At 67.6% G+C, this 14,298-nt stretch carries 17 protein-coding genes and 1 tRNA gene; 8 read left to right on the top strand and 10 right to left on the bottom strand.

Annotation, left to right across the window (positions count from 1 at the left end; genetic code table 11):
* The first annotated feature begins 416 nt into the window (after nt 1–416).
* Together AC27IO_RS13180 and AC27IO_RS13175 are read left to right on the top strand one after the other, a co-directional pair.
* Entirely contained in the window at nt 417–2,201 is a 1,785-nt protein-coding gene (locus AC27IO_RS13180) for a cyclic peptide export ABC transporter (protein ID WP_498739174.1), read from the top strand.
* 192 nt (nt 2,202–2,393) lie between these two features.
* The gene (locus AC27IO_RS13175) at nt 2,394–3,452 is read left to right on the top strand and encodes a formylglycine-generating enzyme family protein (protein ID WP_498739173.1); all 1,059 of its coding nucleotides are present in this window, start codon (nt 2,394–2,396) and stop codon (nt 3,450–3,452) included.
* Nucleotides 3,453–3,545: 93 nt separating this feature from the next.
* Here AC27IO_RS13175 and AC27IO_RS13170 read toward each other — a convergent pair whose 3' ends face one another.
* The gene (locus AC27IO_RS13170) at nt 3,546–3,941 is read right to left on the bottom strand and encodes a hypothetical protein (protein ID WP_284429168.1); all 396 of its coding nucleotides are present in this window, start codon (nt 3,939–3,941) and stop codon (nt 3,546–3,548) included.
* A 65-nt stretch (nt 3,942–4,006) separates the two neighbouring features.
* Nucleotides 4,007–5,113: a hypothetical protein gene (locus AC27IO_RS13165; protein WP_498739172.1), complete on the bottom strand. Its 1,107-nt coding sequence runs from the start codon at nt 5,111–5,113 to the stop codon at nt 4,007–4,009.
* A 208-nt stretch (nt 5,114–5,321) separates the two neighbouring features.
* Between AC27IO_RS13165 and AC27IO_RS13160 the strand changes: the two genes are divergently transcribed.
* Nucleotides 5,322–5,537 carry a hypothetical protein gene (locus tag AC27IO_RS13160; RefSeq protein ID WP_498739171.1) on the top strand — a complete coding sequence of 72 codons (216 nt, stop codon included), beginning with the start codon at nt 5,322–5,324 and terminating at the stop codon, nt 5,535–5,537.
* 249 nt (nt 5,538–5,786) lie between these two features.
* Nucleotides 5,787–6,830 (top strand): alpha/beta hydrolase, encoded by a 1,044-nt coding sequence (locus AC27IO_RS13155; RefSeq protein ID WP_498739170.1) that lies wholly within the window; start codon nt 5,787–5,789, stop codon nt 6,828–6,830.
* Between the two features lie 87 nt (nt 6,831–6,917).
* On the opposite strand, the gene AC27IO_RS13150 is transcribed toward AC27IO_RS13155, so the two are convergent.
* Entirely contained in the window at nt 6,918–7,181 is a 264-nt protein-coding gene (locus AC27IO_RS13150; RefSeq protein WP_498739169.1) for a hypothetical protein, read from the bottom strand.
* A 91-nt stretch (nt 7,182–7,272) separates the two neighbouring features.
* On the opposite strand from AC27IO_RS13150, the gene AC27IO_RS13145 reads away from it, so the two are divergent.
* The 4 genes from AC27IO_RS13145 to AC27IO_RS13130 all read left to right on the top strand — a co-directional run bounded on the left by AC27IO_RS13145 (nt 7,273) and on the right by AC27IO_RS13130 (nt 9,589).
* Nucleotides 7,273–7,623, top strand: coding sequence for a phage virion morphogenesis protein (locus tag AC27IO_RS13145; RefSeq protein WP_498739168.1), 351 nt, complete (start codon nt 7,273–7,275; stop codon nt 7,621–7,623).
* Between the two features lie 366 nt (nt 7,624–7,989).
* Nucleotides 7,990–8,679 carry a hypothetical protein gene (locus AC27IO_RS13140; protein WP_498739167.1) on the top strand — a complete coding sequence of 230 codons (690 nt, stop codon included), beginning with the start codon at nt 7,990–7,992 and terminating at the stop codon, nt 8,677–8,679.
* A 92-nt stretch (nt 8,680–8,771) separates the two neighbouring features.
* Complete coding sequence (locus AC27IO_RS13135; protein ID WP_498739166.1) at nt 8,772–9,302, top strand: hypothetical protein; 531 nt, start codon at nt 8,772–8,774, stop codon at nt 9,300–9,302.
* Entirely contained in the window at nt 9,200–9,589 is a 390-nt protein-coding gene (locus tag AC27IO_RS13130) for a hypothetical protein (protein WP_498739176.1), read from the top strand. The genes AC27IO_RS13135 and AC27IO_RS13130 overlap by 103 nt, the downstream gene beginning before the upstream one ends.
* Before the next feature lie 148 nt (nt 9,590–9,737).
* On the opposite strand, the gene AC27IO_RS13125 is transcribed toward AC27IO_RS13130, so the two are convergent.
* The 7 genes from AC27IO_RS13125 to AC27IO_RS13095 form a co-directional block, all read right to left on the bottom strand.
* Nucleotides 9,738–9,825: transfer RNA gene (locus tag AC27IO_RS13125), tRNA-Ser, on the bottom strand.
* 48 nt (nt 9,826–9,873) lie between these two features.
* Nucleotides 9,874–10,542, bottom strand: coding sequence for an urease accessory protein UreG (gene ureG / locus AC27IO_RS13120; protein WP_317355130.1), 669 nt, complete (start codon nt 10,540–10,542; stop codon nt 9,874–9,876).
* Nucleotides 10,539–11,279, bottom strand: coding sequence for an urease accessory protein UreF (locus AC27IO_RS13115; RefSeq protein WP_498739165.1), 741 nt, complete (start codon nt 11,277–11,279; stop codon nt 10,539–10,541). The genes ureG and AC27IO_RS13115 overlap by 4 nt, the downstream gene beginning before the upstream one ends.
* Before the next feature lie 11 nt (nt 11,280–11,290).
* On the bottom strand, nt 11,291–11,944 hold the full coding sequence (gene ureE, locus AC27IO_RS13110) for an urease accessory protein UreE (RefSeq protein ID WP_498739164.1): 654 nt from the start codon (nt 11,942–11,944) through the stop codon (nt 11,291–11,293).
* Nucleotides 11,945–11,952: 8 nt separating this feature from the next.
* A complete protein-coding gene (gene ureC / locus AC27IO_RS13105) occupies nt 11,953–13,695 on the bottom strand; it encodes an urease subunit alpha (protein ID WP_284402365.1) in 1,743 nt (580 codons plus the stop codon).
* A 50-nt stretch (nt 13,696–13,745) separates the two neighbouring features.
* Nucleotides 13,746–14,078, bottom strand: coding sequence for an urease subunit beta (locus AC27IO_RS13100; RefSeq protein WP_272564743.1), 333 nt, complete (start codon nt 14,076–14,078; stop codon nt 13,746–13,748).
* 48 nt (nt 14,079–14,126) lie between these two features.
* A complete protein-coding gene (locus tag AC27IO_RS13095; RefSeq protein ID WP_498739175.1) occupies nt 14,127–14,276 on the bottom strand; it encodes a HupE/UreJ family protein in 150 nt (49 codons plus the stop codon).
* Nucleotides 14,277–14,298: the final 22 nt, after the last annotated feature.

The raw sequence follows: 14,298 nt of genomic DNA, 5'->3' as shown, positions 1-14,298 counted from the left end.
TTGCCGCGCCTGGCGGTGCAGCACATCGCTCAGGCCGCCGGGCGTGCCCAGCAGCGCGGCCAGGTGCAAGGCGCCAGGCGGCGGCGCCTCGGCGCACTGCAGGCCGTCGCCGTGCGCCGCCAGCGCGCCAGGGAACAGGGGTTGCAGCATCGGCATCACGGGGGACATAGGACGGAGACGCAGCAACCCCTGCATTGTTCACGCGGCGGGCTGCGGCCCCGGCATGCCCGCACGGCGCGGGAACGCCGGCATGAACATTTGCGGCGGGCCATCGTCTCGGGGGTGGGTGGCGCGCAAGCGCCGCCGCAGGCTGGCCCCGGGCCGCGCTGTGCGCGGGACGGGTGCCTGCGGTCGTCCATTCCACTCCAGCCGGGCCGCGGGGCGTTGCACGCCACCGGGGCGGAAAGATCCTTCGCATGACATCTCCCAATGGCCCCAGTGGCAACGCCGCCGAAATCAGGCGCCTGCTCCAGCCCTTCCTTCCGTGGATCGCGCTGTCCGCCATCACCGGCATCGGCGCCGGCGCGGCCACCGTCGCGCTGCTGGCCACCATCAACCGGGTGCTCAACACGCCGGGCGGGCTGGCCGGCGGGCTCCTCATGGTCTTCATCTGCCTGTGCCTGGGCGCCCTGGCCGGCCGGGTGGTGTCCGACATGTCCAGCAACTTCGTGGGCCAGCGCCTGGTAGCGCAGGTGCGCAAGGGGCTGGCCCAGAAAATCCTCGCGGCGCCCATCGATGCGCTGGAGCGCTACCGCACCCATCGGCTCATGCCCGTGCTCTCGCAGGACGTGGACATGATCAGCGACGTGGTGTTCGCACTCTCGGCCACCCTCATCGCGGTGGCCATCGCGCTGGGCTGCCTGATCTACCTGGCCGTGCTGTCGCTGCCGTTGTTCGGCGTGCTCATCGTGGCGCTGGCCATCGGCGCCACCATCCAGGTGGTGGCGCAGTCGCGCGGCGTGGCGGGCTTCTGGAAGGCGCGCGAGTACGAAGAGCAGTTGCACAAGGCCTACCGCGGCATCAGCGAAGGCGCCAAGGAGCTGCGCATGCACCGCGAGCGCCGCGCCCGCATGTTCAGCGGGCAGATCGAGCGCGTGGTGGACAGCATCCGCACCGTCAATGGGCGCGCCATCAACACCTATGTGATCGCCACGGCGTTCGGCTCGGCGCTGTTCTTCCTGCTGATCGCGCTCATCCTCGGCTGGGCCGCGCTGCGCGCGCCCGAGCCGGCCGTGCTCAGCGGGTTCGTGCTGGTGCTGCTGTTCCTGAAGGGGCCCATGGACCAGATCGCCTCGGCGCTGCCCGGCGTGGGCCGGGCCAAGGTGGCCTTCCAGCGCATCGCGGACCTGTCGGCCCGCTTCGCCAGCCCCGAGCCGCACCTGCCGCTGCACGCGCAGCAGCGCGAGGCCCGCCTGGACGATGCCATCGAACTGCGCGACGTGCGCTACGCCTTCGATGCACCGCAGGGCGGCGAGCCCTTCGTGCTCGGCCCCATCAACCTGCGCCTGCGCAAGGGCGAACTCGTCTTCGTGGTGGGAGACAACGGCTCCGGCAAGACCACCCTCATCAAGCTGCTGCTGGGGCTGTATGCACCGCAAAGCGGCACCATCGTGCGGGACGGCGAGCCCGTCGTGCCCGAGACGCGCGACGACTACCGCCAGCTGTTCACCACCGTGTTCTCGGATTTCTACCTGTTCGAAGACCTGCTGGGCGGCGAGTCGGTGGGCTCGACCGAGCAGGCCCAGAAGTACCTGGAGCGTCTGGAGATCGCGCACAAGGTGTCGGTGAAGGACGGCGTGTTCACCACCACCGACCTCTCCACCGGTCAGCGCAAGCGGCTGGCGCTGGTGCATGCCTACCTGGAGGGGCGCCCGGTGCTGGTGTTCGACGAATGGGCGGCCGACCAGGACCCCACCTTTCGCCACCTGTTCTATACCGAGCTGCTGCCCGAGCTGCGCGCCAAGGGGCACCTGCTGGTCGTCATCTCCCACGACGACCGCTATTTCCACCTGGCCGACCGCGTGGTGACCATGCAGGCGGGCCGCGTGGCGCAGGACCGCGTGGCCCCCGCCACGGCGGGGCAGGGTGGCGGGCACGGCGGGCCGCCGCCTGCATCGCCGCAGACGGTGCCGCACGGCCCTGGGGTGCCACCGGCCCAGGCCACGAGGGAGGAAGCCCGGGAAGACCTGACGCCAGCGTGATCCCCGGCGCTGTGCGCGCCGTGTGCGGCAGGCACTGCAAACCCTGGTGGGGCGGAAGTTTGCTCCTTTTTTTGTAGCGGTACGCCCTAGTGAAATATGCCGTGAAAGCCAATTTGGCTTGAATCATTCGCAGACTGCCACCGCCCGCATACACTGATCCCCTCCGGTCTCCGGGACCCTCAGGGAATCGCCATGCGCCCTTGCACGCTCCGTGTTCTGTCTTCCTTGCCAGCGGTGCTGGGGCTGGCGTTTGCGACCTTCGCGCACGCGCAGCCGCCCGCCGCCACGGTCTGGACCAATTCGATCGGCATGCCCTTCGTGCGCATCCCGGCCGGCCGCTTTCGCATGGGCAGCGACGAATCCCCCGAGGCCCTGGCGGCGTCCTACCCGCTCATGGAGCGCCAGCGCTTCACCCTGCTGGCGGACGAGGCGCCCGTGCACACCGTGCGCATCCGCCGCGCGTTCTACCTGGGCCAGACCGAGGTGACCGTGGGCCAGTTCCGCCGATTCATCGAGGCGTCGGGCTACCGCGCCGAATCCGAGGCCGACGGCACGGGTGGCTATGGCTACAACCCCCGCTACGACCCGGCCAGCACCGCGCGCGGCGACGCCTTCGAGGGGCGCGACCGGCGCTACTCCTGGCGCAACCCCGGCTTTGCGCAGGGCGACGACCACCCCGTGGTCAACATCACCTGGCACGACGCGCACGCGCTGGCGGCCTGGCTCAGCAGCACCGAAGGCCACCGCTACCGCCTGCCGACCGAAGCCGAGTGGGAATACGCCTGCCGCGCCGGCACGCGCACCCGCTATCCGCACGGTGACGATCCTGAAGGCCTGGTGCGCCACGCCAACACGTTCGACCAGGACGCCGTGCCTTACTGGCCCCGCTGGCAGGCCCAGGCGCTGCAAGGCCACGACGGCCACGCCTTCACCGCGCCGGTGGCCAGCTACCCCGCCAACGCCTTCGGCCTGCACGACATGGTGGGCAATGCGTGGGAATGGGTTTCGGACTGGCACGGCGACACTGCCTATGCCGAGTCGGCGCGCGACGATCCGCAAGGCCCCGCGCAGGGCGATGTGCGCGTGCGCCGCGGCGGCTCCTGGCACACCTGGCCGCTGTATGCGCGCTGCTCGTACCGCAACTGGAACAGCCCGGACACCCGCTATACGCTGGTGGGGGTGCGGCTGCTGCGGGAGATCGACGGTGCGGTGGCCGCCCGAAACAAGGCGGTGCCGCCCGCCGCGCGCTGAGGGCGGTCCCGGCCCTGGCCGTGCGCCGCTTGAATGGCGGGCGATCCGCAGCGCGGCGACTGTCGGGCGGCGTGGCTTCACGCCGCCATGCCGTCAGTCCGCGGGTGCGGGCTCCTGCACGGATTGAAGAATCGCCAGCAGCGGATCGTTCGGGTCGGGCCGATGGGTTTCCGGCCGGGTCGGGTCCCAATCCGGGTTGTTGCGGTTGAGCCATGCGCCGATCACGATGTCGCGCGCCAGGGCCCTGCGCTCTTCGGCCAGGGCTTCCAACGCCTCCTGCGTGGGCGGGGATTCCGACGAAGCATCGGGCGCGGGCTCGGATTCGTACAACTGCTGCTCCACGTTGGCCACGGCTTGCTCGAAATCGCGCAGCACATAGTGCGCCAGCAGGGCCCGCTCGTCGAACGGGGGCGGCGGTGCATCGCCAGCGGTTTCAAGGGGCGATGCGTCAGAGGTCACAGGGGTTTCGGCGAGGTATTCGGTGGTCATGGCAGGTCTTGCGAGATGAGGTGGCCGAGGCGGCGATCAGGTTCGTTGTGCGCAATCGACAGGCATCACCAACTGGACTGGTATCGCTGGTATTGGTGCGACATGCGGTAAGGGTCGAAATGGGCCATGTCGTGCTTGAACACCGATGCCGCATGCGCGAATGATTGGTAGGTGTGCGCCGCCGCCCGGAACGGGTAGGCCGCCTGGTTGAGAGCGGTTTGTGCCATGTGTTCGGCCCGATAGACGGCAGACTGCACCGCATGGTCGATGCGATGCCCCATGTTCTGGATCTTGTGTTCCGCCCGGTGCAGCGCGTTGTCCACGCGGTGCAGGCCGGAGTGGACCGCGTATTCCGCACGGTTCACGGCCGACTGGATGGCCTGATCCGCCCGGTACATGGCGTGGTCCACCCGGTGCGCCGCGGATTGCACGGCGTGGTCCACGCGGTACGCTGCTGACTGCACCGCGTGGTCCACCCTCTGGGCGGCGGAGTGCGCGACCTGTCCCACCTTGTACCGCGCCGCATTCACGCCATGGGCCACGGCCGCGCCTGCGAGCAGCGCGCCGCCCACGCCCACCATGGCCACCTGGGTCGCCTGGTGCAGGGCTGCGTTGCCATACCGCTTGGCCTGATGGGCCAGCCGGCGCGGATCGAACCGTTCCATCGTCGATGCCAGGGAGGACGCCGCCTGGCGCGCTCCTTGCGACATGCCATGGGCCGTCTCTCCGAAAAACGCACGGGCATGGCCTGCCGCCTGGGAATAGGCCGCCTGCGCGCGCTGCCGATGGTCGGCCTGTGCCAGGCGATGTTCCCCCGCCAGCTGGGGATAGCTGAAGCCCGGGCGGGACGCGGCATGGGACTCGGCGCGGAACGCCGAATAGCCGTTCTTGAGCTTCTGCACGTCGTTTTGCATGCCCTGCGATGCCTGGTGCACGGCGCCGTGGGCATGCATCGCGGCGTTGGAAAACGCCTGCATCATCGGCGAGCGCCCGCGCGGGGCCATGCCACCGTTTTGCGCCGGGTTCTCGCGGCCCTGTAGCCCGTTGAAACCGCTCGAGGACTTGCTTTTGCCGGTCGGGGTGCCGGGTGTGGCGGAAGGTGCCGGTTCGGTCGAAGCGCCTGCTGAACCCATGGCGGTCCGCAGCTTGTTGAAGCTGAATATCGATGTCATTTACCGTATCCCATGCAAAAAGAAGGGGCGACTGCAACCGGACGGCCGGCTTCATGTCGTGGCTGAAGGGGATGGTGCCGCCTGGCTGGCCACGCCGCCTGAAGCGGTCCGAACCGATCGGCGTGCAAGCGAAGGCCGTGCAGGCCCGCGGACTTTGGCCGGCCGCCATCCCGCCACCCGTGGGAACACCGTTTGCTAGAGCATCGGCATGTCCACGCAAGACGACGAAGACCCCATCCAGCATGCGCGCCGGCTTCGATCGGCCGCGGTGGCGCTGCGGCAATCCCTGCACCAGGCGGCCGAGCGCCTGCATCTTGCGCGCACGGCCCTGGCCGAGCAACGCCAACGCGTGGCTCCCGACCGGTTGGAAGGCCCGCGCGCCGCGCGGTTACCACACGACCCGACACGGGGTGGGTTCCGCTGAGGCCGGCAGGTCAGGCACGGGCCAACGCCACCGATCCTTTCTTTTTCGCGCATTCCTTCGCGCCCCTGCCGGGGCCTGCCTGCGCCCCGTGACCCGGCGCACGGCGTGGCGCTGCCCTTGCCGTAAAACTTGCCGTCAAACGCGCCTCCTGTGCGCCGCACGCTGCCCCGGCGTGGCGTCTGACGCGGCCCGGCCCAAGCCCTCCATAGAGTGGCCGCTCATCCATTCACTGTCTCGAAGGAATGTCCCATGAGCGAAGAAAAGCACGGCGAGCCCAATCCCATCGTCAACGCACTGTCCAACACCATCGCCGCGATCCGCGCCGACGATGACCAGCTTGAACTGGCCAAGGCCCACGAGGCCCTGCACCCCAAGGCCATCGAGAAACTCAGCGTGCAGGAAGCCCGCAGCCAGCCCACCGTGGCGGATGCCGTGAAACACCTGCTGACCCAGCAAGGCCGCGCCACCGACCCCACCGCGCTGGTGCCCGGCGTGCGCGCCACGCCCCTGTCCATCGACACCGACCACGGCCCGCTGCAGGCCACTGTCTATGCACCGGAAGATGCCACCGGCCAGGGCGCCGAGCTGCCCGTGGTGCTGTTCTTCCATGGTGGCGGCTGGGTCATCGCCGACAAGGAGGTCTATGACGGCGGTGCCCGGGGCCTGGCCAAGCAGGCGCACGCCATCGTCGTGTCGGTGGACTACCGCCAGGCACCGGAGCACAAGTTCCCCGCCGCCTGGGACGACGCCCTGGCCAGCTACCGCTGGCTCACCCAGTTCGCCTCCCGCATCGGGGGCGACGCCCGCCGCCTGGCCCTGGCCGGCGAGAGCGCCGGCGGCAACCTGGCCCTGGCCACCGCCATTGCCGCCAGGGACGCCGGCCTGCCGCCGCCCCGGCACGTGCTGAGCGTGTACCCCGTGGCGCAGACCAGCCTCAACACCGAGTCGTACCTCGAAAACGCCATCGCCAAGCCATTGAACCGCGCGATGGTGAAGTGGTTCGTCGACCATTTGGTGCGCACGGAGGACGACCTGGCCGACCCGCGCCTGTCCCTCATCGACGCCGATTTGCGTGGGCTGCCGCCCGTGACCATCATCAATGCCCGCCTGGACCCGCTGCGCAGCGACGGAGCGAAGCTGGAAGACGCCCTGCAAAAGGCCGGCACGCCGGTGGAGCGCCGGGAATACGAAGGCGTCGCGCACGAGTTCTTCGGTGCGGCCGCGGTGCTGGAGAAGGCGCGGCTGGCGCAGGCCTACGCGGGGGAGCGTTTGCGGGAGTCGCTTGCGATCTAGGCTGCGTTCGTCATTGCCGGTAGCGCCTGACGCAGCGCACTCAAAGCGCTATGCGATCCGATGTTTTTGCATCGGTCGCTTCGGTCACTAGCGCTTTGGGCAGGCGTTGGGAAATGTCTGCACGGCCTCCGTCGGAGGAATGCCGAAGTCCTCCTTCGGCAAGCGTTTGAATGCCGGCCAGTCAGACGCTTTCAGCGTGGTTGGGCCCTGCGTACAAACTGCGTCGATGTGCGAGGGGTTGGTATGGCAATCGACTGTCGAGAAGATGCAGCGCTCTCCCGCTGCAATCCTTAGCGCGGGTATGTCGCGCTCGGCAATCAGCATGTAGCTGTTGTCCTGATTGGTTTTCAACAGTGATGAAGGATGTGAGCCTTGAACAGCGCCGCCGCCTGCTGGTGGACTTGGCGCGGCGCCTGCACACAATTAACTTAACGCCCAGCGCATGCGCGCGCAGACCGACCCGGATGGGGGCGCATGGGTGCCCAGGAAGCCGCCCGGGGACAACCTGCGCAGCATGCGCCAGAAGCTGCGCCAGCATGCCCGCCAGGGGCAGCCCATGTTTGCCAAGCTGCGCCAGCAAAAGCTCCTTAAAGCGCGGGCAGAGGGCGGCGCCGCCGTGGCCACCTTCGGAGGGCGCGCAAAGCGGATCGCCCGCGTTCACCACTTCGGGGAAGTGGATGCATTCAGGCCAAGCGGACCGAACTACAAATTCCCAGTGCGGGAGCTATTGGATTTTTCACACAACGACTTAGACTTGTTAAAGGAACGACTATTAGAGTATTTCGAGCTATGACGGCCTAATGCCGTTGCCCCAAGCTGCCACCTTCACGAGGTAACAAATGCCCAACTACGTCAGTTCCGGAGAGAGAGCTGGGTTTGATGCACCATTCATTGAATGGTTGCGCGCGGCCGCGAGAACAGCTTCGATAGATGAACTTCAAGCAAGCATCTCAACTCGCATGGCCGGCCGAACTCTGACGGCGTACAGGTTAGCTGCAGGCCGCTTTGTTTATCGGGCTCGAAAAGTAGATTCGGCATTTCAGCCTGCGCAGCTGAACGACTCACCCTAGCCTACCCCCCTCCCCATCAGTGCAGGTTGAATAGGTTGAACAGGGAAGGCCGGCCCATTTTGTACTGCGGCCTTTCAAAGTCACCTTTGTTGTACGAGTGTGACGCTGAAATCGGTGATGAATTTGTTCTCTCAATCTGGAGGCTGCGCAGTGATGCACTTCTAACTCATATTGGTTACACGGACCAGGTATTAGCAAACATGGGGAGTCAGCGCGTAGCGCCGGATTTAAATGTGGTGGCGAGTGAGCCGGAAATTTCAGATGATCCGCTGAGCGCAATTTTCACTGAACACATTTCCGCAGGAGAAAGAGAAAAATACAAAATCACTGCCGCAATCGCCGAATTGCATTATGGGAACTTTGAAGGGAAGTCAGTGGTGATTGCGGGAGTGGCCTACCCGTCGGTTCGAGGCAGGGGAAATTCTGACAACGTCGCACTCGTTCCTTGGTTCGTAGATACCCATCTCGACCTTACAAAAGCGCTACACATACGAGTGACAAAGGTGGAGCCGCTCGAATTTCATTGCGACGGCCTCAACGAAGGGTGGCCCAACCAAGAAGGAAAAATTGTTTGGACTGGTGACCCACCCGGCCTAATGAGGCCCCGTCCTGGAGTTGAACATTTAGCTCGCTTCGTAAAAGGGGTAGATATTGACGGTGACTATCAACACGGGAAGGACTGCATTGGTCACTGGCAATTTGAGGAGCATCCGGTGGGAACGTTTGCCGCCGGCTTGAGGTCATCATCTCTGGGATCGAAAGGCCCGCGCGGCTCCTGAGCTGGCGACGAATTACGTTCGGGGAACTGTGAAACGCTTCCCCACAGTGCCCACTGCTGGCGTCCGCGCGCGTGCGAAAGCACTTTGCGGTGATGCGTTACGAAACGCCACAGCAAGACAGCCCGCAGGAAGCCGCACGCCGGCTCGAAAACCTCGCGCGCATGGGCACCGTGATGGCCGTGCGGCACGCCAAGCCCGCACGCTGCCGGGTCCAACTGGGCGAAAACACCACCGATTGGCTGCCCTGGCTCGCCGGCCGCGCTGCGGGTAAGCAGGGTAGCCACTGGTGGCCACCCGTCGTGCCAGCCCGACAACATGGCCACCCAAGCCCGCGTGTATGGCGCCATCGTTTCGGCCCTCATGTGCTGGGAGCCGCGCTTGCAGATCGACAAGACGAGTCGCACGCCTATGGTGAGCTGCTCATTCGCGCCCGCATCAACGACGCCGCCCGCGCCCACCTGCTGGCCTTCGTCGCCGGCAGCGACCTCGACCAGCTGGCCGCCCTGTTGGCGTGCAGCGCATGGCGGGCGAGGCCGACGAACGGCTGCGCACCCGCCTGCAGCTCAAGATTGCCGCGCTTGGCGCCCAGGGCACGCGGCAGCACTGCGAATTCGTTGCCCTGACGGCCTCGACCCTGTTGCGCGCCGCGCAGGCCAGCCAGCCCGTGCCCGGCGCCGTGCTGGCGATGCTGTGGGTGACCGACCAAGCCCAGGCCGAGCCCGTGCGCGCCGCCGTCGATACTGCGCTGAAAGCCGACGCCGCCCGCATGCTGGGCGTGCGCCTGTCCGTGAGCACCGCCCACCGGGTGCAAGCCCTCCAGGCGCAGCCGGACACCTACAGGGCGGTCATTCCAAGGATGCGCTTCGGCACAGATGTTTCTGTAGGCCCTCACGTAGGCGGTAAAACTTGAATTGAGGTTGTTGAGTGGCTGAATGTCAGCTGATGAGTTGCTGTATATAAAGCCAGCCATTAGGGCGTAACACGTTGATTCGTATGGGCCAAATTTTTGGGGAAGGCGAAAAAAAAAGCGCCTCGTAAGGCGCTTGTTTTTGCTGAGGTGGCGGAGACTGTGAGATTCGAACTCACGGACGGTTGCCCGTCGGCAGTTTTCAAGACTGCTGGTTTAAACCGCTCACCCAAGTCTCCGCAAACTGGCGCGTATTCTAGCCGGCCTCCACGCCCCGTCCCCGCGCATCAGGCCGCCTGCAGCAGGCCCTTCTTCTCGATGAAGGCCACGACCTCGTCCAGACCCTGCAGGGTTTTCAGATTGGTCATCACGAACGGCTTGGTGCCGCGCATGCGCGTGGTGTCGGCGGCCATCACGTCCAGGTTGGCGCCCACGTGCGGGGCCAGGTCGGTCTTGTTGATGACGAACAGGTCGCTCTTGGTGATGCCGGGGCCGCCCTTGCGGGGGATCTTCTCGCCCGCGGCCACGTCGATCACGTAGAGCGTGAGGTCGCTCAGCTCGGGGCTGAACGTGGCCGCGAGGTTGTCGCCGCCGCTTTCGATGAAGACCACGTCGGCGTTCGGAAACTGCGCCAGCATGCGGTCGATGGCCTCCAGGTTGATGGAGGCGTCTTCGCGGATGGCGGTGTGGGGGCAGCCGCCGGTTTCCACGCCGAGGATGCGTTCCGCGGGCAGGGCGCCGCTCACCGTGAGCAGGCGCTGGTCTTCCTTGGTATAGATGTCGTTGGTGATGGCGATGAGGTCATGCTTGTCGCGCATGGCCTTGCACAGCATTTCCAGCAGGGTGGTCTTGCCCGAGCCGACGGGGCCGCCGATGCCCACGCGCAGCGGGGGCAGGGGCTTGGTGCGGTGGGGGATGTGGTGCAGTGCGGTGGTGCTGGTGGTGGTGGTGTTCATGATCGGAAGAGGCGGGAGTATTGGGTTTCATGCTGCGCCGACAGGATGGCGAGCATGGGCGAGAAGGCCTGGCGGTCCGCGTCGCCGGTGTGCAGCGCGGCCTCAGTGGCGGCGGGAATGGCGGCGGCCAGCCGGGCCAGGATGCGCTGGCCGGCGCTCTGGCCCAGGGGCACGGCCTTGAGGGCGGCCTGCACCATGTTCTCGGCCCAGCCGAAGGTGTAGGCCAGCAGCACGTCGCGCGCGCCGGCTTCGGTGCCGGCGGCGGCCAGGGCGAAGGCGACAGGGTAGGTGGGGGTGGGCGGCAGGGCGGCGAGCGCGGCCACGTCGTGCAGCCGGGCGGCGTCGCCCGCGTGCTGGTTGCGCAGCCAGTCGGCCAGCGACCGGCCCATCTGCTCGGTCTGCAGGCGCATTTCGCTGGTCTCGCGCGTTTGCAGCACCCAGTCGTTCAATTGGCGCACGCGGGTGTGGTCGGTGGCGCGCCAAGCGGCCAGCGCCTGCTGCAGCACGGCCATGTCGCCGCGCGCCTGGGTGAGCTGCAGTTGCGCGGCCAGCCATTCGGCGGCGGCGGCTTCGGTGGTGACGCCGGCGCGCTCCACCGCCACTTCCAGTCCTTCGGAGTACGAGAACCCGCCCACCGGCAGCGCCGGCGAGGCCAGCCAGATGAGCTGCAGCAGGCTGGCGGCGGGCAGGGCCGTGGGGGCTTGGGGAGGAGGTGCGTTGCAGTCGGGGGCCGTCATCCCGGCGTCAATCAAGGATTGTGGTGCGGGTGATCGCACTTCGCATGGTCGTGGCCATGGGCGTGCGCATCGCCGTGATCGTGGCCATGGCTTGCATGGCGGTGCCCATGGTCATGCCCATCGCCGTGCGCAGGGCCGGCGGCGTCGTGCGAAGGGGCTGCATGGTCGTGGCCATGGTCATGGCCGTGGTGCCCGTGCCCATGGTGCCCGCCCGCCGCATAGGCGCCACCCTCGGGCTCGAAGGGGGCATCGATCGCGTTCACGATGAGGTGCATGGCGCGCAGCATGTCGGCGAGCACGTGGTCGGGCTCGATCTGCAGGTGGGTGGGCGTGAGTTCGATGGGCACGTGCCGGTTGCCCAGGTGGTAGGCAGCGCGGGTCAGATCGAAGGGAGTGCCGTGGTGGGTGCAATGGGTGATACGCAGCACCGCCTGGGGCGCGGCGATCACTCGGACCAGGGCGCCGTCCTCGGCCACCAGCACGTCGCCGCCACGCACGGCGGTGCCCCGGGGCAGGAAGATGCCCAGTTCCCGCCCGGTGGAGTCGGTGGCGGCGAAGCGGCTTTTCTGGCGCGTGTCCCAGTCGAGTTCGAGGGTGGCGGCGCGCTTGACGAGCACGGGCGCGAGGCCCTTGCCCTGGGCGATGAGTTTGGAGACTTGATGCATGCGTGCGATCAGAACAGAAAGTAGCGTTGCGCCATGGGCAGCACGGTCGCGGGCTCGCAGGTGAGCAGCTGGCCGTCGGCGCGCACGGTGTAGGTCTGCGCGTCGATCTCCATGCGCGGCGTGTAGTGGTTGTGCACCATGTGCTGCTTGCGCACGCCGCGCACGCCGCGCACGGCGCTGAGCTGCTTGGCCAGGCCGAAGCGCTCGCCGATGCCCGCGGCCAGTCCGGCCTGCGACACGAAGGTGAGCGAGGTGCGGGCCAGCGCACCGCCGAAGGCGCCGAACATGGGCCGGTAGTGCACGGGTTGCGGCGTGGGGATGGAGGCGTTGGGGTCGCCCATGGCGGCCATGGCGATGAAGCCGCCCTTCAGGATCATGGCGGGCTTGACGCCGAAGAAGGCGGGCTTCCAGATCACGATGTCGGCCCACTTGCCCACCTCCAGGCTGCCCACCTCGTGGCTGATGCCGTGGGCGATGGCGGGGTTGATGGTGTACTTGGCCACGTAGCGCTTGATGCGCGTGTTGTCGTTGCGCGCGGTGTCGCCGTCCAGCGTGCCGCGCTGCGCCTTCATCTTGTGGGCCGTCTGCCAGGTGCGCAGGATGACCTCGCCCACGCGGCCCATGGCCTGGCTGTCGCTGCTCATCATGCTGATGGCGCCCAGGTCGTGCAGCACGTCTTCGGCCGCGATGGTTTCCTTGCGGATGCGGCTCTCCGCAAAGGCCAGGTCTTCGGCGATGGAGGCGTCCAGGTGGTGGCACACCATGAGCATGTCCACATGCTCGTCCAGCGTATTCACCGTGTAGGGCATGGTGGGGTTGGTGGAAGACGGCAGAAAGTTCGCCTCGCCCACCACGCGCAGGATGTCGGGCGCATGCCCGCCGCCCGCGCCTTCGGTGTGGAAGGCGCAGATGCCGCGGCCCGCCACGGCGGCGATGGTGTTCTCGACGAAGCCGCTCTCGTTGAGCGTGTCGGAGTGGATGGCGACCTGCGTGTCGGTGGCGTCGGCCACGTCCAGGCAGTTGCTGATGGCCGCGGGCGTGGTGCCCCAGTCCTCGTGCAGCTTGAGGCCGATCACGCCCGCGTCGATCTGCTCGTGCAGCGCGTCGGGCAGGCTGGCGTTGCCCTTGCCGAGAAAGCCGAGGTTCATGGGAAAGGCGTCGGCCGCCTGCAGCATGCGCTCGATGTTCCAGGGGCCCGAGGTGCAGGTGGTGGCCAGCGTGCCGGTGGCCGGGCCGGTGCCGCCGCCCAGCATGGTGGTCACGCCCGACGCCAGGGCCTCTTCGATCTGCTGCGGGCAGATGAAATGGATGTGGCTGTCGATGCCGCCCGCGGTGACGATGTTGCCCTCGCAGCTGATGATCTCGGTGCCGGGGCCGATGACGATGTCCACGCCGGGCTGCGTGTCGGGGTTGCCGGCCTTGCCGATGGCGGCGATGCGCCCGCCCTTCAGGCCGATGTCGGCCTTGACGATGCCCCAGTGGTCCAGGATGAGCGCGTTGGTCAGCACCGTGTCCATGGCGCCCCCGGCCGTGGGGCCGGTGCCCTGGCCGTCGCGCGTGCGCTGGCCCTGCGCCATGCCGTCGCGGATGGTCTTGCCGCCGCCGAACTTGACCTCTTCGCCATAGGCGCCGGCGCGCAGCGTGTAGTCCTGTTCCACCTCGGCGATGAGCCCGGTGTCGGCCAGGCGCACGCGGTCTCCGACGGTGGGGCCGAACATCTCGGCATAGGCGCGTTTGGACACAGTGGCCATGGGAATGCTCTCCAGCTCTCGGGCGGTTCGAAAAGGGATGGGGTCGGGGTTCAGGCGGCGGCCGGGGCCGGCGGCTCGCCCAGCGGCCCCTGCGTGAGGCCCCGAAAGCCGTACACCGTGCGGTCGCCCGCGTAGTCCACCAGTTCCACGGTGCGCTGCTGGCCGGGCTCGAAGCGCACGGCCGTGCCGCTGGCGATGTTCAGCCGCATGCCGCGTGCGGCATCGCGGTCGAAGCCGAGCGCGCCGTTGGTCTCGGCGAAGTGGTAGTGCGAGCCGACCTGGATCGGCCGGTCGGCGGTGTTGCGCACCACCAGGGTGAGGGTGCGGCGGCCAGTGTTGAGCGCGTGCTCGCCGTCGTCGATGAGGAGTTCGCCGGGGATCATGGGGTGGGCTCGCAGTGGGATGGTGCAGTGGTCGATGCGTTGGGCCGCTCAGGCCATGCGCACGAGCAGCGTGGCGCCCAGCAGCGCGGTCGAGGCGCCCGCCGCCACGGCCAGCCAGCGGTGGCGCGCCACCACGGCATGGCCCAGGGCGATGCCGGCGGCGTGCAGCGTGGCGGTGGCGATCACCATGCCGGCCAGGGCCAGCCACTGGCCGCTGCCG

The organism is Acidovorax sp. KNOB132 (assembly GCF_057541515.1).
This window is presented reverse-complemented; position numbering and strand designations above follow the sequence as displayed.

Excerpts from the sequence above, each read along its gene's own strand:
- ureE (WP_498739164.1), bottom strand. The coding sequence starts at position 11,944 with ATGCATCAAGTCTCCAAACTCATCGCCCAGGGCAAGGGCCTCGCGCCC.
- AC27IO_RS13130 (WP_498739176.1), top strand. The coding sequence starts at position 9,200 with ATGGCGGGCGAGGCCGACGAACGGCTGCGCACCCGCCTGCAGCTCAAG.
- AC27IO_RS13100 (WP_272564743.1), bottom strand. The coding sequence starts at position 14,078 with ATGATCCCCGGCGAACTCCTCATCGACGACGGCGAGCACGCGCTCAAC.
- AC27IO_RS13175 (WP_498739173.1), top strand. The coding sequence starts at position 2,394 with ATGCGCCCTTGCACGCTCCGTGTTCTGTCTTCCTTGCCAGCGGTGCTG.
- AC27IO_RS13135 (WP_498739166.1), top strand. The coding sequence starts at position 8,772 with ATGCGTTACGAAACGCCACAGCAAGACAGCCCGCAGGAAGCCGCACGC.
- ureC (WP_284402365.1), bottom strand. The coding sequence starts at position 13,695 with ATGGCCACTGTGTCCAAACGCGCCTATGCCGAGATGTTCGGCCCCACC.
- AC27IO_RS13165 (WP_498739172.1), bottom strand. The coding sequence starts at position 5,113 with ATGACATCGATATTCAGCTTCAACAAGCTGCGGACCGCCATGGGTTCA.
- AC27IO_RS13115 (WP_498739165.1), bottom strand. The coding sequence starts at position 11,279 with ATGACGGCCCCCGACTGCAACGCACCTCCTCCCCAAGCCCCCACGGCC.
- AC27IO_RS13160 (WP_498739171.1), top strand. The coding sequence starts at position 5,322 with ATGTCCACGCAAGACGACGAAGACCCCATCCAGCATGCGCGCCGGCTT.
- AC27IO_RS13170 (WP_284429168.1), bottom strand. The coding sequence starts at position 3,941 with ATGACCACCGAATACCTCGCCGAAACCCCTGTGACCTCTGACGCATCG.
- AC27IO_RS13145 (WP_498739168.1), top strand. The coding sequence starts at position 7,273 with ATGCGCGCGCAGACCGACCCGGATGGGGGCGCATGGGTGCCCAGGAAG.
- AC27IO_RS13180 (WP_498739174.1), top strand. The coding sequence starts at position 417 with ATGACATCTCCCAATGGCCCCAGTGGCAACGCCGCCGAAATCAGGCGC.
- AC27IO_RS13155 (WP_498739170.1), top strand. The coding sequence starts at position 5,787 with ATGAGCGAAGAAAAGCACGGCGAGCCCAATCCCATCGTCAACGCACTG.
- ureG (WP_317355130.1), bottom strand. The coding sequence starts at position 10,542 with ATGAACACCACCACCACCAGCACCACCGCACTGCACCACATCCCCCAC.